Source organism: Achromobacter sp. JCM 18799, from assembly GCF_055395645.1.
In genome coordinates, this window is record NZ_AP043866.1 from 922,364 (window position 1) to 939,820 (window position 17,457).

General features: G+C 66.5%; 15 protein-coding genes. 9 read left to right on the forward strand and 6 right to left on the reverse strand.

The features are described 5' to 3' along the window. Positions 1 to 23 precede the first annotated feature (23 nt). The gene (locus ACZ5YA_RS04530; protein ID WP_464092090.1) at positions 24 to 434 is read right to left on the reverse strand and encodes a hypothetical protein; all 411 of its coding nucleotides are present in this window, start codon (positions 432 to 434) and stop codon (positions 24 to 26) included. Between the two features lie 146 nt (positions 435 to 580). Between ACZ5YA_RS04530 and ACZ5YA_RS04535 the strand changes: the two genes are divergently transcribed. The 4 genes from ACZ5YA_RS04535 to ACZ5YA_RS04550 all read left to right on the forward strand — a co-directional run bounded on the left by ACZ5YA_RS04535 (position 581) and on the right by ACZ5YA_RS04550 (position 4,382). Continuing rightward, positions 581 to 1,207, forward strand: coding sequence for an ABC transporter ATP-binding protein (locus ACZ5YA_RS04535; RefSeq protein ID WP_464092091.1), 627 nt, complete (start codon positions 581 to 583; stop codon positions 1,205 to 1,207). Then, complete coding sequence (locus tag ACZ5YA_RS04540) at positions 1,198 to 1,995, forward strand: ABC transporter permease (protein ID WP_464092092.1); 798 nt, start codon at positions 1,198 to 1,200, stop codon at positions 1,993 to 1,995. Before ACZ5YA_RS04535 ends, ACZ5YA_RS04540 begins: the two co-directional genes overlap by 10 nt. A 98-nt stretch (positions 1,996 to 2,093) precedes the next feature. Beyond that, on the forward strand, positions 2,094 to 3,722 hold the full coding sequence (locus tag ACZ5YA_RS04545) for an ArnT family glycosyltransferase (RefSeq protein WP_464092093.1): 1,629 nt from the start codon (positions 2,094 to 2,096) through the stop codon (positions 3,720 to 3,722). A gap of 15 nt (positions 3,723 to 3,737) precedes the next feature. Continuing rightward, positions 3,738 to 4,382: a VTT domain-containing protein gene (locus ACZ5YA_RS04550; protein WP_059379730.1), complete on the forward strand. Its 645-nt coding sequence runs from the start codon at positions 3,738 to 3,740 to the stop codon at positions 4,380 to 4,382. A gap of 80 nt (positions 4,383 to 4,462) precedes the next feature. Here ACZ5YA_RS04550 and ACZ5YA_RS04555 read toward each other — a convergent pair whose 3' ends face one another. Further along, positions 4,463 to 6,691, reverse strand: a complete 2,229-nt coding sequence (locus ACZ5YA_RS04555) for an NADP-dependent isocitrate dehydrogenase (protein WP_059379731.1) — start codon at positions 6,689 to 6,691, stop codon at positions 4,463 to 4,465. 516 nt (positions 6,692 to 7,207) lie between these two features. Here ACZ5YA_RS04555 and ilvA point away from each other — a divergent pair. Next, positions 7,208 to 8,794: a threonine ammonia-lyase, biosynthetic gene (gene ilvA / locus ACZ5YA_RS04560; protein ID WP_464092094.1), complete on the forward strand. Its 1,587-nt coding sequence runs from the start codon at positions 7,208 to 7,210 to the stop codon at positions 8,792 to 8,794. A 10-nt stretch (positions 8,795 to 8,804) separates the two neighbouring features. On the opposite strand, the gene ACZ5YA_RS04565 is transcribed toward ilvA, so the two are convergent. Both ACZ5YA_RS04565 and kdgD read right to left on the reverse strand, forming a co-directional pair. Further along, entirely contained in the window at positions 8,805 to 9,740 is a 936-nt protein-coding gene (locus ACZ5YA_RS04565; RefSeq protein WP_306632707.1) for a hypothetical protein, read from the reverse strand. A 61-nt stretch (positions 9,741 to 9,801) separates the two neighbouring features. Beyond that, the gene (gene kdgD, locus ACZ5YA_RS04570; protein ID WP_118931992.1) at positions 9,802 to 10,716 is read right to left on the reverse strand and encodes a 5-dehydro-4-deoxyglucarate dehydratase; all 915 of its coding nucleotides are present in this window, start codon (positions 10,714 to 10,716) and stop codon (positions 9,802 to 9,804) included. Positions 10,717 to 11,021: 305 nt separating this feature from the next. Between kdgD and ACZ5YA_RS04575 the strand changes: the two genes are divergently transcribed. The 3 genes from ACZ5YA_RS04575 to ACZ5YA_RS04585 all read left to right on the forward strand — a co-directional run bounded on the left by ACZ5YA_RS04575 (position 11,022) and on the right by ACZ5YA_RS04585 (position 13,820). Further along, positions 11,022 to 12,002, forward strand: coding sequence for a Bug family tripartite tricarboxylate transporter substrate binding protein (locus tag ACZ5YA_RS04575; protein ID WP_059379734.1), 981 nt, complete (start codon positions 11,022 to 11,024; stop codon positions 12,000 to 12,002). A 143-nt stretch (positions 12,003 to 12,145) separates the two neighbouring features. Continuing rightward, positions 12,146 to 12,502 carry a hypothetical protein gene (locus ACZ5YA_RS04580; protein WP_251880213.1) on the forward strand — a complete coding sequence of 119 codons (357 nt, stop codon included), beginning with the start codon at positions 12,146 to 12,148 and terminating at the stop codon, positions 12,500 to 12,502. A 160-nt stretch (positions 12,503 to 12,662) separates the two neighbouring features. Further along, on the forward strand, positions 12,663 to 13,820 hold the full coding sequence (locus tag ACZ5YA_RS04585; RefSeq protein ID WP_464092095.1) for a Fic family protein: 1,158 nt from the start codon (positions 12,663 to 12,665) through the stop codon (positions 13,818 to 13,820). Between the two features lie 64 nt (positions 13,821 to 13,884). Here the strand turns inward: ACZ5YA_RS04585 and ACZ5YA_RS04590 are convergent, their stop codons facing one another. Beyond that, positions 13,885 to 14,844, reverse strand: a complete 960-nt coding sequence (locus ACZ5YA_RS04590; protein ID WP_118931994.1) for a LysR family transcriptional regulator — start codon at positions 14,842 to 14,844, stop codon at positions 13,885 to 13,887. 162 nt (positions 14,845 to 15,006) lie between these two features. On the opposite strand from ACZ5YA_RS04590, the gene ACZ5YA_RS04595 reads away from it, so the two are divergent. Further along, positions 15,007 to 16,713, forward strand: a complete 1,707-nt coding sequence (locus tag ACZ5YA_RS04595) for a thiamine pyrophosphate-dependent enzyme (RefSeq protein WP_464092096.1) — start codon at positions 15,007 to 15,009, stop codon at positions 16,711 to 16,713. Here ACZ5YA_RS04595 and ACZ5YA_RS04600 read toward each other — a convergent pair. Further along, entirely contained in the window at positions 16,701 to 17,444 is a 744-nt protein-coding gene (locus ACZ5YA_RS04600) for a class II aldolase/adducin family protein (protein WP_280016527.1), read from the reverse strand. The genes ACZ5YA_RS04595 and ACZ5YA_RS04600 overlap by 13 nt on opposite strands. Positions 17,445 to 17,457: the final 13 nt, after the last annotated feature.

The following is a 17,457-nucleotide window of genomic DNA, read 5'->3' on the forward strand; positions in this document are numbered from 1 at the left end:
TTTTCATTTCCAGGCGGTTTCCGTCACTGCCGGGTGATGCCCAAGGATGAGCGAACCGTCTCTGCAATGAGTGCAAAAGGCAGCTTTTGGGCACTGCGCGGGAGTTTGGCGGAAGTGAAGCCGTCGGCCAGCCAGCCCTGCAGGGCTTGTTCCGGACGCTCTTGCGGGGAGGCCGCCGCCACCGCCTTGGGCACGGAGATGGCAAGCAGCAAGGACTCCTTCTTCGCGTAGTACCTGGCGCTGGAAGAAAAGCCTTCGGGTCCGTAGTCGGTGATGCTGCCGCCGATCCACAGCTCGATGTCGATGGTCCGCAGGCCGGCGACTGAAAGGTCCGCCAGGGCGGACTTCAGCGTCGGCCGAAGCTGGACGATGCCGGCAAGCCAGGCGACGCCGGCCTCGGGGCCGCCGATTCTGCCACTCAAGGAAACTTCCATCGAAACTCCTGAAAAGGCGCGCCGGTGTACGGGCTGCGTCGCGCTATCGTCGCACGCCAGCGGGCCATGATGGGCGCTTGAGATTAACGCATCACCGAGGTGGTTCCGGGTGCGGACCGGGGCGCCACGGGCTAAGATCTGTATCCATGCCGAACACCACCACCGACTCGCACCCGCTGCTCAGGCTGCGCGGTATCTATAGCGAACGCCTTGCGCCCGTCGGCCTGGACCTGGCCGCAGGCGAATGCGCCGCCATCATGGGGCCGTCAGGTTCCGGCAAATCCCTTCTGCTGCGCCAGATCGCCGACCTCGACCCCGGGCATGGCGAGGCGCTGCTTGAGGGCCGCCCGCGCTCGGGCATGCGGGGTCATGAATGGCGCCGCAAGGTCATGTACTGCCAGGCGGAAGCAGGCTGGTGGGACGATCTGGTGCTGCGGCATTTCACGGACCGCGCCCAGGCCTTGGCCATCATGCAACGCCTGGGGCTGTCGCCTGACAAGCTGGACGCGCTGGTGCATGAGCTGTCCACGGGCGAACGCCAGCGCCTGGGCCTGGTGCGCGCATTGGCGCTGACGCCCCGCGTGCTGCTGCTGGACGAGCCGACCGCCGCGCTGGATCAGGCCGCCACGGACCAGGTGGAAGCGGAGCTGCGGCGCTACCTGGACGGCGGGGCAGCGATCTTGATGGTGACGCACAGCCCGGCGCAGGCGCAGCGTCTGGCGCGCCGTTCCTGGCGCATGGAGCAGGGCAGGCTGGAACCGCTATGGACGTGATCAAACTGCAGGCCTCCGACCTGGCCATTGCCTCGCTGCTGGTGCTGCTCAGCGCGGGCATCTCCTTTGCCTTGCGCCTGAACCTGCAGCGCCAGGTGCTGTGGGCGGCGGTGCGCACCGTCGTGCAGCTGCTGCTGGTCGGCCACATCCTGCGCATCGTGTTCGCGCACGCCGCGCCCTGGCTGACGGCGCTGGTGGTGGCGGTGATGATGGCGCTGGCGGCGCGGGAAGTGGCGGCGCGGCCCAGGGCCAGGCTGACCGGCCGCGGCAACGGCTGGGTCGGCGCGATGGCGGTGGCGGGAACCACGGTCATCACGGTGCTGTTCATCCTGAACACGGCGCTGCGTCCGGACCCCTGGTACGACCCGCGCTACACCATCGCGCTGATCGGCATCGTGCTGGGCAGCGTGCTCAACGCGGCCAGCCTGGCGCTGGACGGGGTCTTGTCGGGCGCGCGGCGCGAGAAACTGGCGATCGAGGCGCGGTTGGCCCTGGGCGCGACGGTGCACGAGGCGTTTTCGTCCTTGCTGCGCGAATCTGTGCGGCGCGGCATCGTGCCCAGCATCAATCAGATGTCGGCCGCCGGCATCATCACCCTGCCGGGCATCATGACCGGGCAGATCATCGCCGGCATGGATCCGATCGAGGCCGCAAAGTACCAGATACTGCTGATGTTCCTGCTATGCGGCGCCAGCGGCATGGCGGCGATTGCGGCGGCCTATGGCGCCATGCGCCGCCTGACGGACGAGCGCGGGCGGCTCAGGCTGGACCGGCTGCATCCGACGTAGGCGGCAGGCAAATTTTTTGGAAATTTCATGAAAGCTTGACGCGCGCCTGGCGATACTGCGCGCAATCTTGCATTTTCCTGAACCCTTTCCGGCTCCTCATGCGACTAGCGTCCCGTCCCGAAGCACCTCCGCAGCACATTGCCTCCGTCCAGCGCCGTCTATGGGCGCGCCGCAGTGCCTGGCCCGCCTGGCTGGTGCTGGCTTGCCTGGCCCTGTGGCTGGGGGCGCTGGCCTGGGCGCGCTGGCTGACGCTGCCCGACGAGGGGCGTTATGCCGGGGTGGCCTGGGAAATGCTGCGCAGCGGCTCGCCCATGGTGCCCTTGCTTGACGGCATGCCGTACTTCCACAAGCCGCCGCTGTACTACTGGCTCGCGCAGATCAGCTATGTGCTGTTCGGCGTGCACGAGTTCAGCGCGCGGTTGCCTTCGCTGCTGGGCGCCTGGAGCGCGGGCGCCGCGCTCTACGCCTTCGTGGCGCGCTACCGCAATGCCGCGCAGGCGCGCTGGGCCGTGGTGATCCTGGGCATGATGCCGCTGTTCTTTGGCGCCGCCCAGTTCGCCAATATGGACATGCTGGTGGCCAGCATGATCACCCTGTGCGTGCTGGCGGCGGCCGACACCGCCTTGCGCCGCGCCGCGGGGCGGCCTTTCCGCGCCATGTCGGTGGCCACGGGCGTGCTGGCCGCGCTGGCGGTGCTGGCCAAGGGGCTGATCGGCGTGGCGCTGCCCGGCGCCATCGTGCTGGCCTGGCTGCTGCTGCGCCGCGACTGGCCCGGCGTGCGCGCCTTGCTGTGGGTGCCGGCCTTGCTGACGTTCGCGCTGGTGGCGGTGCCGTGGTTCTGGCTGATGGAATTGCGCCATCCCGGCTTCTACCAGTACTTCTTCGTTTACCAGCAGTTCGAGCGTTTTTCGCAGGGCGGCTTCAACAACGCGCAACCGTTCTGGTTCTACCTGCCCATCGTGGCGGGGCTGTCGCTGCCGTGGTCGGTGTGGGGCATTTCGATCTTCAAGCCGGCCTATTGGCGCGAGTCCGATCCGCAGGGCCTGCGGCGCCTGATGGCGATCTGGATCGCGGTCGTGATCGTGTTCTTCTCGATTCCCAATTCCAAGCTGATCGGCTACGTGCTGCCGGTGTTCCCGCCGCTGGCGTTCCTGATCTGCGAACGGGTCGCGCCCGCCTGGGCGGCCGGCAAACGGCGCGGCGCCTGGATCGCCGTCGGGGTGTCCGCCGTGATCTGCCTGGCCGCGGTCATCGTCGCGTCGTCCAATCCGCGCGGCAGCGCCGGGCCGCTGGCCAGGGAATTGCGCAAGGAAATGCAGCCGCAGGACATCCACATGGCGCTGCATACCCTGCCTTTCGATCTGGGTTTCTATACCCAGGCCAAGGAACCCGCCTGGATCGTCGACGATTGGCAGAACCCCGAGATCCCCAAGCGCGACAACTGGCGCAAGGAACTGTACGACGCCGCGAAGTTCGACCCCGTGATGGGCAAGCGCGTGCTGATCGGCGCCGACGACATGCGCGTGCGCATGTGCGCAGCGGCGGACGGATCGCGCTTCTGGATCTGGGGCCAGGAAGACGACGGCGGACGCTATCCGGTACTCGCCGGCGTGGCGCCGAGGCTGTCCGTCGGGAAGCGGTTCGTCTGGCGCATCGATATCGACGCCGCGTCCCGCCAGCGCATGTGCGCCGGCATGCCGGCGGCGCCGGCGCAGGCCAAACCTTGATTCAAAGATTCGATCATGAGCATTACTGAAGTGTTTTCCTGGCTGACCAGCGAGCAGGGCCTGATGGCGGTGCTGGCGCAGAATTGGGTGCTGGGCACCGCGATCATCGCCGCGGTCATCTTCGTGGAAACGGGCCTGGTGGTGATGCCATTCCTGCCCGGCGATTCGCTGCTGTTCGCCGCGGGCGCGTTCCTGGGGCTGGCCGGCGTCGATCCGGCCATTTCGCTGGCGGCCATCACCGCTGCCGCCATCGCCGGAGACGCGCTGAACTATTCCATAGGATCTTCTCGCTGGGGGCAGAGGCTTGCCAGCAGCCGCTGGATCAAGCCCGATCACATGGAGCGGGCGCGCGCGTATTTCGCGCGCTTCGGCGCGATGACCATCACCGTGGCGCGTTTCGTGCCCATCGTCCGGACCCTGGCGCCGTTCGTCGCCGGCCTGTCGCAGATGCCGCGCCGCACGTTCTACACCTACAACGTCATCGGCGGCATCCTGTGGTGCTCGTCGATGCTGCTGGCCGGCTACTGGCTGGGTTCGATCCCGTGGGTGCGGGCCAACCTGCATTGGGTCTCGGTCATCATCATCGGCCTGTCGCTGATTCCCGTCGCGCTTCAGTTCCTGCAGGTGCGCCAGCTGCGGCACCGCGAAGCGCAGCGCTAGGCGCGCGCAAAGGAAAAGGCCGGCAGCCCTGGGGCTGCCGGCCTTTTTTTGTTGCCGCGCCGAGGCGCGGCAGCGGAGGCTTAGGCGATCGAGGCCAGGGCCTGGTTCAGCGTGGCGCTGGGGCGCATGGCCTGGCTGGCGAGGGCTTCGTTGGGCTGGTAGTAGCCGCCGATGTCGACGGGCTTGCCCTGGGCAGCCTTCAGTTCGGCCAGGATCTTGTCCTCGCCGTCGGCCAGCGCGCGAGCCGGCGCCGCGAACAGGGCAGCCAGTTCACGGTCGTCGGTCTGCGCGGCCACGGCCTGGGCCCAGTACATGGCCAGGTAGTAGTGGCTGCCGCGGTTGTCCAGGCCGCCGACCTTGCGCTCGGGCGACTTGTTCTCGTCCAGGAACTTGGCGGTCGCCAGGTCCAGCGTCTTGGCCAGGACCTGTGCGCGGGCGTTGCCGTAGCTGCGGCCCAGGTGGTCCAGCGATTCAGCCAGGGCCATGAACTCGCCCAGCGAATCCCAGCGCAGGAAGCCTTCTTCCAGGAACTGCTGCACGTGCTTGGGGGCGGAACCGCCCGCGCCCGTCTCGAACAGGCCGCCGCCGGCGACCAGCGGCACGATCGACAGCATCTTGGCGCTGGTGCCCAGTTCCATGATGGGGAACAGGTCGGTCAGGTAGTCGCGCAGCACGTTGCCGGTCACCGAGATGGTGTCCAGGCCTTCGCGGATGCGCTTGACCGAGAACTTGGTGGCTTCGACCGGGCTCAGGATGCGCAGATCCAGGCCGCTGGTGTCGTGGTCCTTCAGGTAGTGCTTGACCTTGGCGATGATCTGCGCGTCGTGGGCGCGGTTCTCGTCCAGCCAGAACACGGCGGGCGTCTTGGTGGCGCGGGCGCGGGTGACGGCCAGCTTGACCCAGTCCTGCACGGCGGCGTCCTTGGTCTGGCACATGCGCCAGAGGTCGCCGGCTTCGACGGCCTGTTCCAGCAGCACCTTGCCCGAAGCGTCGGTGACGCGCACGGTGCCGGCAGCCGGGATGACGAAGGTCTTGTTGTGCGAGCCGTATTCCTCGGCGGCCTGGGCCATCAGGCCGACGTTGGGCACGCTGCCCATCGTGACCGGGTTGTAGGCGCCGTTGCGCTTGCAGTCTTCGATGACGGCCTGGTAGACGCCGGCGTAGCTGCGGTCGGGGATCACGGCCTTGGCGTCCTGCAGATTGCCTTCGGCGTTCCACATCTTGCCCGAGTCGCGGATCATGGCGGGCATGGACGCGTCGACGATGACGTCGCTGGGCACGTGCAGGTTGGTGATGCCGCGGTCGGAATTCACCATGGCCAGCTGCGGCAGGGTCTTGTAGGCGGCGTCGATGTCGGCGGTGATCTCGGCCTGCTTGTCGGCGGGCAGGGACTGGATCTTGGCGTACAGGTCGCCGATGCCGTTGTTGGGATCGAAGCCGGCTTGCTTGAGCGCATCGGCGTGCTTGGCCAGCACGTCCTTGTAGAACACGGACACGACGTGGCCGAAGATGACCGGGTCGGAGACCTTCATCATCGTGGCCTTCAGGTGCACCGAGAACAGCACGCCGGTGGCGCGGGCATCGTCGATCTGCGCTTGCAGGAAGGACTTCAGCTTGGCCGTGGACAGCACGGCGGCGTCGATGATCTCGCCGGCCTTGACCGGGGTCTTTTCCTTCAGGACGGTCTTCGCGCCGTCGGCGGCGGTCAGTTCGATCTTGACGTCGCCGGCTTCCGAAATCAGCGCCGACTTCTCGGTGCCGTAGAAGTCGCCTTCGCTCATGTGGGCGACGTGCGACTTGGAGTCAGCCGACCAGGCGCCCATCTTGTGCGGGTGCTTGCGGGCGTAGTTCTTGACCGACAGCGGGGCGCGGCGGTCGGAGTTGCCTTCGCGCAGGACCGGGTTCACGGCGCTGCCCTTGACCTTGTCGTAGCGGGCCTTGACGTCGCGCTCTGTGTCGTTGGCGGGAGCGTCCGGGTAGTCGGGCAGCTTGTAGCCCTGGTCCTGGAGTTCCTTGATGGCGGCCTTCAGCTGCGGCATGGACGCGCTGATGTTGGGCAGCTTGATGATGTTGGCTTCGGGCTGGACGGCGAGGGCGCCGAGTTCCGACAGGGCATCGCCCAGTTTCTGGCTGTCTTCGAGGTAGTCGGGGAAGACCGAGATGATGCGGCCTGCCAGCGAGATGTCGCGGGTCTCGACCGTGATGCCTGCGGGCTTGGCGAAAGCCTGGACGATGGGCAGCAGCGAACGGGTTGCAAGCGCCGGAGCTTCATCGGTGAGGGTATAGATAATCTTCGGAGTAAGAGACATGATCCTTGAATCTGTTCGGCAGGCGCTAGGCGCAAACCCGAACATGCTATGCGGCCAGAAGCCGGTAGATGTTGTCGGAGAGTGGGTTGGTTTGGGCAAGCACGCGGACGCGTCCAGGATTTGGCCGGAAGGCGTATACCCAACATGACCGACGCCTGCCCCTTTTTGATTTGGGAAAGTGCGACTGCCACGAACCTTCCATTGTAATACCGCGCTACGCCTGCTGCGCAGCAAAAAACCGCGGATTCGGCCGGGATGTGGCCATAATGGCGCCAAATTAAATGGGGACGCATTTAATCGGGAGCGCCGGGGCCGGTTGGCCGTTTGACAAAGCGCCGCACAAGGAGGAAACTACGTCCCCATGAATTTCCGCGCCGTCCGCATTTCGCTGATTATTACCATCATTCCTGGAATGGTGGGTTAGCGCGCGACCGCAACAGTCACAGCCACCCGCCCCACGAGGCGGGTTTTTTGTGGCCGCCTCTGCCGGGCAAGCACACCGAAGCAGAGAGCCAGATGCACCACACCCCGCAAGCCAGCCAGCAAACCGCCGCGCCGGCCGCATTCCAGGACGGCCGGGCCTCGCCGATGGAATACCTGAGGCAGATCCTGACCGCACGCATCTACGACATCGCCCGCGAAACCGAGCTGGATCGCGCCCGCGGCCTGTCGGCCCGGCTGGGCAACCCGGTCTACTTCAAGCGCGAGGACAACCAGCCGGTCTTTTCCTTCAAGGTGCGCGGCGCCTACAACAAGATGCGCAACACGCCGCAGGCGGCGCTGGACCGGGGCGTCATCACGGCGTCCGCCGGCAACCATGCGCAGGGCGTGGCGATCTCGGCGGCCAGGATGGGCGTGCGCGCCATCATCGTGGTGCCGCAGACCACGCCGCAGGTGAAGGTGGATGCGGTCAAGGCGCATGGCGGCCCCACGGTGACGGTGGTGCAGGCGGGCGATTCCTATAGCGATGCCTATGGCCACGCCCAGAAGCTGGCGAGCGCGCAGGACCTGACCTTCATTCCTGCCTTCGACGATCCCTATGTGATCGCCGGCCAGGGCACGGTGGGCATGGAGATCCTGCGCCAGCACGCGGGCCCCTTGCATGCCGTCTTCGTGCCGATCGGCGGCGGCGGACTGGCCGCGGGCGTGGCGACCTACATCAAGGCGGTGGACCCCGGCGTCAAGGTCATCGGCGTGCAGACCGAGGATTCCTGCGCCATGTCCCTGTCGATGCAGGTGGGCGAACGGGTCAACCTGCCCGAAGTGGGCCTGTTCTCGGATGGCACGGCGGTCAAGCTGGTGGGCGAGGAGACCTTCCGCCTGTGCCGCGAATACCTGGACGAGATCATCCTGGTGGATACGGACGCGGTCTGCGCGGCGATCAAGGACGTGTTCCTGGATACCCGCAGCGTGCTGGAGCCGGCGGGCGCGCTGGCGGTGGCCGGGCTGAAGAAGTATGTAGAGCGCGAAGGCGTGCAAGGCCTGCCCATGGTGGCGGTGACCTCGGGCGCGAACATGAACTTCGACCGCCTGCGCTTCGTCGCAGACCGCGCCGAGGTTGGCGAGGCGCGCGAGGCGGTCTTCGCCGTGACGGTGCCGGAAGAGCGCGGCAGCTTCCGCCGCTTCTGCAGCGTGATCGGTCAGCGCAGCGTGACGGAATTCAACTACCGCATCGCCGACGCGCGCACCGCCCACATCTTCGTCAGCATGCAGATCTCGCGGCGCGGCGACGCGGCGGAAATCATGACGGCGCTGCAGGAGCAGGGTTTCTCGGTCGGCGACCTGAGCAACAACGAAGTGTCCAAGCAGCACATCCGCTACATGGTGGGCGGCCGCTCGCCGCTGGCGGCGGGCGAGCGCCTGTTCCGCTTCGAGTTTCCTGAGCGCCCCGGGGCGCTGATGAAGTTCCTGTCCGAGATGGCGCCCAACTGGAACATCAGCCTGTTCCATTACCGCAACCAGGGCACGGAGTTCAGCTCGGCCTTGGTCGGCATCCAGGCGCCGCTGGCGGACAGCGCGGCGCTGGACGCGTTCCTGCGGCAGCTGGGCTACGCCCATACCGAGGAAACCGGCAACGAGGCCTACCGCCAGTTCCTGATCTGAGCGGGCCAGATCAACCGGGCGCGCAGCCGGGCTTGCGTGGCAGGGTCACGCCCGGCTGCAGGCGCAGCGCGGCGCGTCCCTGCGCCGCCTGCGTCAGCTGCAGGGTGGCGGCGCGCCAGGCCGGCACGTCGTCGAAGGCCACGTCGGGCGCGGCCGAGGACTTGGACTGCGCGTCCGGACGATCGAATTGGATCGCGGGCAGGCGCAGGCAGGCATCCTTGAAATCCAGCCGGGCCAGTTCGCGCCCGTCGCTCATGCGCACCGCGCGGAACGCCATCGGAGTGTCCACGAACTTGGTGATGGCCGGCACGATCTGCAGATAGCCGTCGGCGTCCTTGACCCGCTTGGTGGGCTCGATCTCGACCGCGTCCCTGCCTGGCGGCACGGCCAGGTAGGCCACGCCGTCCGCCACGTCCAGCAGCTTGCCCGGCCCCAGGTTCAGGGCGGCGAGCGGCGCGTGGCGGATCATCACGGTTTCGTTCCAGGACGTCTGGACGCGCGTCCAGCCAGGCAGGCGCGCGTCCTCGAAGCGCGTGGTGGCGATGCGATCGCGGTCCGGCTTGGCCGACAAGGCCAGGCGCTGGACCCGCAGCGCGCCGTTGGCCGCGCTCAGCTGCGCCAGCACGGTATTGGCGCTGGAACTGGTGAAGTAGGCCAGCACGGCGTCCGTTTCCAAGGCCTTGGCGGTGGATGCGCAGAAGAACGCGCGGGCCTCGACGCTCTGGCCATCGGGATAGAGCAGGGCGCCGACGTCCTTGCCGCACAGCGGCTTGCCCTGGTAGGTGATGGTGGTGGCGCGGGTGGTCTGCCGCTGGCCGGTATTCCAGTCGCTGCGGCTGCCGGTGGTGGCTTCGACCACCAGGCCGTGGTTGTCGTAGACGACGGCCGCGCCCGCGGGCGCGGCAAGCATGCTGAGCAGAAACGCGAGGTTGCGTCGACGCGCCATAGGCTGACTCCCGGGTGTGGCTGGACCGGTCTATATATATACCACCGCCCGGGAGGGCTCCTTACTGCGGGCCGAGCTTGCGGATCAGAGCGCCCAGCATCTCCAGTTCATCGGCCCGCAGGTCGGTCAGGGGCGCGCGCACCGGACCCGCGTCGCGGCCCACCAATTTGGCGCCGGCCTTGACGATGCTGACGGCATAGCCCGGGACGCGGTTGCGGATCTCGAGGTAAGGCAGGAAGAAATCGTCCAGCAGGCGATTGGTGGTGTCATGGTCGCCCGCGGCGATGGCGCGGTAGAACTCCATGGCGGTGCGCGGCACGAAATTGAACACGGCCGACGAATAGACCGGCACGCCCAGCGCGCGGTAGGCGGCGGCGTAGACCTCGGCCGTGGGCAGGCCGCCCAGGTACGAAAAGCGGTCGCCCAGCTTGCGGCGGATGCGCACCATGGCTTCGATGTCGCCCACGCCGTCCTTGAAACCCACCAGGTTGGGGCAGCGTTCGGCCAGTTGCGCCAGGCTGTCGGCCGACAGGCGCGACTGCGCGCGGTTGTAGACGATGACGCCGATATCCACGGACTTGCAGACCTGTTCGACGTGCGCGGCGATGCCTGGTTGCGAGGCTTCGGTCAGGTAGTGGGGCAGCAACAGTATGCCTTTGGCGCCCAGGCGCTCGGCCTCTTGCGCATAGGCGATGGCCGTGCGGGTCGGGCCGCCAGCGCCGGCCAGGATGGGGACCTTGCCCGCGCAGGTCTGCACCGCGGTGCGGATCACGTTCGCGTATTCCTCTGGCGCCAGCGAAAAGAACTCGCCCGTGCCGCCCGCGGCGAACAGGGCGGTCGCGCCGTAGGGGGCCAGCCATTCCAGGCGCTGCGCATAGCCCCTGGCGTTGAAGTCGCCGTTCTGGTCGAAATCGGTGACGGGAAAGGACAGCAACCCTTCCGAAACGATGTGCTTGAGTTCCTGCGGGGTGGTCATGTTGCGTTGATCCGTATGGGGGCGTCATCGAACGGCAGGAGTCTGCCGGTAGCCTGGTTAAGAGGTAAGTCATCGTACAACATGAAATGCCCACTATTCAAGCAAAGGCCGCTGAGAAAATTGGATTTATAGGTGCATACCCGGTAGATGAATATTTCGCTTCCCAACAATAATTTCATAGTTGTACGATGACATAGGCAGAACATATGCGGCAGGGGCAGGCGCGCGCGGCGGCCAATCCGAAGAGGTTGTCTCGGAGAGCCCGGGCGCAGCGTCCGCCCGCAAGACATTCCAAAGGAGACTCCATGAACCCAAGCAAGAGACAGTTCCTGGGCGGCGCCGCGGCGCTTTGCCTGTCGCCGTGGCTACCGGCATGGGCGCAGCAGCCGGGCGACTGGCCGACGCGCGCGGTCCGGATCATCGTGCCTTACCCGCCCGGCGGCTCGTCGGACATCATCGCCCGCATCCTGGCGCCGCGCCTGGCCGATGCCCTGAAGCAGACCGTGGTGGTCGAGAACAAGCCCGGAGCCAATGGCAATCTGGGCGCAGGCCTGGTGGTGCAGTCCGCGCAAGAGGGCCATACCGTGCTCTTGTGCGACGTAGGGGCGCTGGCGATCAGCCCGTCCGTGTACACCAAACTGTCTTTCGATCCCTCCACGGACTTGCGCGCGGTCGGCATGCTGGCCTATTCGCCGCACGTGCTGGCCGTGCATCCCGACGTGCCGGCCAAGACGGTGCCGGAACTGGTGGCCTTGTCCAAGCAACAGCGCCTGAACTTCGCCGTGACCGCCATCGGCAGCGCGCCGCACCTGGCTGCCGTGGCCGTGCAGCAGGCCACGGGAGCGAAATGGGAGTACGTGCCCTACAAGGGTGGTTCGCAGGCGGTGACGGACACCATAGGCGGGCAGACCCAGGTCATCATGAACGGGCTGCTGGCCACGCTGCCCCACATCAAGGCCGGCAAGCTGCGGCCGATCGCGATCTCCAAGCGCGAGCGCATGCAGCTGGTTCCCGACATTCCCACCATTTCTGAACAGGGCGTGGCCGGCTTCGAGTCCGGCACCTGGCAGGGAGTGATGGCGCCCGTGACCACGACCGATCCCGTCGCCATCCGCTTGTCGGAACTGATGGCGCAAATCGTCAACCAGCCGGACGTGAAGGCGCAGCTGAACGAACAGGGCGCCGAAATTGTTACCCGCAATCCCGCCGAACTGGCGCAGTTCTTCAACAGCGAGCGCGCGCGCTGGGCCTCGGTAGTGAAAAGCGCGGATATCCGGCTGGATTGACGCCGGGCCTGTCTGGACAGGCCCTCAGGCGCGGGGGCACACTGGAATCATCCCGCGCCCGCCCAGGCCCCGGCGCGACGCGGGGCCGGGCCGAGGGACGCTATGCGGCGCCCGGCCGCAGACCAGGGGCAGGGCACGCAGCCATGAAAATCCTTGGTGCAGTCGCGCTGCTGGCGGCCGCCTGGGGGCAAGCCGTCGCGCAAGGCGCCGGACCCGCCATTCCCCAACCCCCGCCTTCGGCCCGCGTCATTCCCGATGCCTGCGTTGGGGCTTCCTGTCCCCGGCTGGTCAATCCGGGCGCTACCCAGGAACCCTGCCTGGGCACCGGTTGCGCCACCGCCGGCAGGCCGCCCGGCCCGCCCGCGCCGCCTTCCAGCGGACCGAGCCGCCAGCCCGGCTGGGTAAGCCCTGCGCCATCCCGCCTGCCGCCGATGCCGGCGCAGCGCGGCGTGCCGACGGGGCCGCTGACGCCCGCGCCCCCGTTGCCGGTACCGCGTTGATGTTTCCGGAGTGCGCCACCATGGCGGCAGAAAAAACGGTAGAAAAAAGAGTGAAAATAGCGGAATTTAAAGTTCTTGTTTTAGCAATTTATACATCAATTATTTAATATTATTAGTCGGTTAGAATGCAGAGAATCGGAAAAAAAACCGGAAGTAATATATGTACGATTCACCGCAACAGTTCCTACCCTTGATGCCCGCTGTGCACATGCTCGTCCCGTACTTGGAACGAGCAGCCAGCATCGTGTATCGGGCCGCCGAGCTGAGCGGATTTGCACATCCCAACACCCGGGGGGCGCTGCGGGATCTGCTTCGCAGCATGAATTCGTATTACAGCAACGGGATCGCGGGGCAGGGCACGTCGCCCAGGAACATCGATGCAGCCCTGCGTCAGGAGTTCTCGGACCGCCCGGAAATCGCGCGGCTGCAGCGCATTGCCGTGGCCCATATGGACGCGGAAAGAGAAGTTGAAGAGCAGGCGGCGCGGGTTTCGCCGTTGAATGCGGATTTCGTCCAGATCGCCCACCGTGCGCTATACGGACGCTTGGAGTCCAATGACCGGACAACCAAGGACGGGTTGGTCGTGGAACCGGGAACACTGCGGGAGATCGACGCCACGGTTGGCCGCCATAGCCCGCCTGCCTGGCAGTCATTGCCACAATTCATGGAGGCCTTTACCTCTCACTACGGCAGGCAATGGACCAACGAACTCCGCTTGATCGCCATCGCTTGCGCGCATCAACGCATGGCCTGGATGCATCCGTTTGCGGATGGCAATGGTCGGGCCACGCGACTGCAAACGCATGCCGCCATGTGGCCTGTCACCAGGGGACTTTGGTCCGTCAATCGTGGATTGGCGCGTGGGGTGCAGGATTACCACGGTCATCTGGCCGCTGCGGACGCGCCGCGTCAAGACGATCTTGACGGCCGGGGCAACCTTACGCAAACAGGTTTACTGCTGTGGATCGACTACTTCCTGCGCGTGTGCGAAGAGCAGGTTGACTATATGTCCCGCATGCTGGCGCTGAACTCGATGAAGGAAAAGATCAAGGCGTCCATTCTGATTGAAACCGCGAAAGGACGGCTGCGCGCAGAGGCCGCCTTGCCGATCTACCACCTGTTCGCGGCGGGGCCGGCCACGCGGGGCGAGTTCATTCAGATGACTGGCCTGGGCGAACGCACGGGCAGGTCCTTGCTGGCGGCCGCCTTGAAATGCGGATTGGTTGCCTCCGACACCTCCCACGCGCCCGTCAGATTCGCCTTTCCGCTGGACTCGCTGCCGATTCTGCTGCCGGCGCTCTACGGCGCTGAAGAGTAGGCGCGGGCAGTTCCGGATTGGGCCTGCGCGTCAGGGCCGGGCTGAAACGCAGCGGCCGCCAAGCTCACGCGGACACGGCGCGCGCATCCGCCATCCGCATATACGAGCGGTAAGGCTCCGCCTCAACCATGTCCCGCAGCAATTCACGCAGAATGTCCTGCACGATTTTCACCGCCTGCGTCAGCGGCCGGTTCGATGCGGTGGCCAGCATCAGGCGGGTGGACAGGGCGGGATTGACGATCCTGCGGGCGACGAGCTGGCCGCTGTTCAATTCGCCCACTACCGCGGGCAGGGCCAGCACCGTGTGGGCCAGTCCGTTCAACACGATTTCCTTCATCAGTTCCAGCGCGTCCATTTCGAACACGACGTTCAAGGGCGCGTCGGCCTGCGCGGCCGCCTGCTCCAGCGTGCGGCGCAGGCCGTGGCTGCGCGTGGGCAGCGCCAGGGGCAGATCAACCAACTGGGCGAAGTCGATGGAGGACAAGGCCCGCGCGGCGGGCGACAGGTTCTGTACGGGCGATACCAGCGCCAGGTCCAGCTCGGCCAGGGGATCGACCACCACATGCTGGGAACGCCGCGCGTCATGCAGCACCGCGATGTCGACGCGGGCGTTGGCCAGCCATTCATGCACGTAGCCGCTATAGCCCGTGATGACGTTGAGCTGGATGCGCGGATGGCGCTTCCAGACTGCCGCCACCAGCGGCATGCCGACCATGTGGGATAGCGTGGGCGTCAGGCCCAGCGTGACCTGGCCGGAGGGCGACTTCTGCTCGTCGTGGAATTCGGTCACGACCCGCGCCATCTGCGCGAGCAAGGGGCGCAGGCTATCCAGCAGCTTCTCGCCTTCCGGGGTCAAGGACACGCCGCGGCCATTGCGGTAGAGCAGGGCGCAGCCGCATTCGTCTTCCAGCTTCCTGACTTGGCGGCCCAGCGCCGATTGCGCGATGCCCAGCACCGAAGCGGCCTTGGAGAAGCTGCCCGAGTCGGCCACGTGGATCAGGTTTTCGATCTTGCGCAGGTCCATCGCGATGTCTCGCCGCCGGCGCTTGCGGGCGGCTCCTCCTTGTGTGCGTTTTTTGTATATCTGATAGGCACAGTATGCCTACATGGCCCGCCGCCAGCCACCCTAGAATTCCTGCGTATCAGACCCGCGCCTGCGCGCTAGCCCCTAGGTTTACGGCCATCCATGACACCCGCTTCCGAACTGAACACGTCTTCCCACGCCTTGCTCGGGGTCTTCGCCCGCAACGGCATCGACCGCGTCTTCCTGGTTCCCGGCGAAAGCTATCTGGGCGTGCTCGACGCCTTGCATGATTTCCCGGGCATCGATGCGGTGACCTGTAGGCACGAAGGCGGTGCGAGCTTCATGGCGTGCGCCGACGGGCGGCTGACGGGCCGCCCTGGGGTGGTCATGGTGTCGAGGGGGCCGGGAGCGGCGAATGCGGCCATCGGCGTGCATGCCGCGCAGCAGGACGGCGTGCCGCTGATCCTGCTGATCGGCCAAGTCCCGCGCAAGGACCTGCGCAAGGAGGCATTCCAGGAAATCGATTACCAGAAGATGTTCGGTTCCATCGCCAAATGGGTGCACGAGGTGGCGGCGCCGGAGGACGTGGCCTGCGCCGCATTCAAGGCGCTGCGCGTCGCAACTTCGGGCACGCCGGGGCCGGTGGTCCTGGTGGTGCCGGAAGACGTGCAGCAGGCGCGCGTGCCGCAACCGGATTGGGTCGCGCAGCCGGCCAGTCCGGCGCAGCCCGCGCCCGCCACGTTGCAGCGGCTGCAGGCGTCGTTGGACGCAGCCCACAAACCGCTCATCATCGCCGGTGGCGCATTCAATGCGCCGGGCGGCCGCGACGCCTTGCGCCAATTGGCCGAACGGCACGGCATACCGGTGGCGGTATCGTTCCGCCAGCATGACATCTTTCCCAATACGCACCCGCTCTACGCGGGCGACCTGGACCTGGCGACGCAGCCCGCGCAGGTCGCGGCGTTCGATTCCAGCGATCTCATCCTGGCCCTGGGTACGCGCCTGGGCGATATCACCACGCAGGGCTACACGTTCCCCGGCTACCCGCGGCCTTCGCAGACGCTGGTGCATTGCCACGTCGACGCCCATATCGTGAACCAGCATTTCGCGGCCGACGTCGGCATCGTCGCCGATCCGGTGGCCACCGCGCAGGCGTTGGCGGCTCTGCCTGCGACGGGAAACGCGGCGCGCGGCGATTGGGCGGCGTCCTTGCGCGCCATCCGAGAACGCTCCGCCGCCTGGCCGGATCCAAAAGCCGATGATGGCGTGCCCTTCGTGTCGGTGGTGCGAGCGCTGGCCGAACAGGCGCCGCCGGACGTCATGGTGTGCCTGGACGCGGGCACCTTCGCCGCGCCGGTGTACCGCCATTTTCCCTTCGTCTACCCGCAACGGCTGATGGCCTCGCAGTCGGGCGCGATGGGGTACGGCACGCCGGCGGCGATTGCCTCGCAGTTGCGCCATCCGCAAAGCAAGGTCGTGTGCCTTGTGGGCGACGGCGGCTTCCTGATGACCGGCAATGAAATGATGGCCGCCGCCGAGCGCGGACTGCCGGTGCTCTTCATCGTGTCCAACAACAATTGCTATGGCTCCATCCGCCTGCATCAGGCGCGCACCTATCCCGGGCGGTATGCGGGCACCAATCTCGCCAGTCCCGATTTCACGATGATGGCGCGCGCCTGCGGCATGCAGGCCGAGTACGTCACCCATCCGGACCAGGTGGCCGCGGCCATCGCGCGCGGGCTGCGCTCGGCCGTTCCGTACTTCCTGGAGGTCAAGACCAGCCTCGCGGCGATCCTGCCGGAAGGCGCGGACAGCGCGGCCGGCATCGACCTCCTGGGGCGGGGCCAGGCAAGGACTCAGTCGCGATAGCCGGGATCCTTCCTGTCCATCAGGCGCAGCATGGCCGGCCATTCCAGTTCGCCGAAGGGGCGGCGCGTGGTCGGCTGGTACAGGTGCCAGGTCTTCTCGATCACTTCCGGCGGCGGGACGCAGAGTTCGCGGTTGGCGGCCAGGGCATCCACCTGCGCCTTGCAGGCCATCTCCAGCCAGTACAGCGTATTGAATGCCTGCGCGATGCTGGGGCCGACGGCCAGCAGGCCGTGGTTGCGCAGGATCATCGCCTCGGATTGGCCCAGGTCCGCCACCAGGCGCGCGCGCTCATCCAGGTCCAAGGCCACGCTTTCGTAGTCGTGGTAAGGAATCTTGGCGAAGCGCATGGCGGTCTGCGTCAGCGGCAGCAAGCCGCATTGCAGCGCCGACACCGCCATGCCGGCGCGCGTATGCGTGTGGATGACGCATTGCACGTCGTGGCGGGCGCCGTGCACGGCGCTGTGGATGACGTAGCCGGCCGCATTGATGCCGTACTCGCCCGGATTGTCCAGCACGTTCCCGTCCAGATCTATCCTGACCAGGCTGGATGCGGTGATCTCGTCATACATCATGCCGTAGGGGTTGATGAGCAGATGTCCCTCCGGGCCAGGGATGCGCGCGGTGATGTGGTTGTAGATGAGATCGCTCATGCCGAAGTGGGACACCAGCCGGTAGCAGGCGGCCAGTTGAATGCGGGTGTCACGCTCAGCGGGGCTCATGGTGCTATGCATGGTTCGGGTCTCC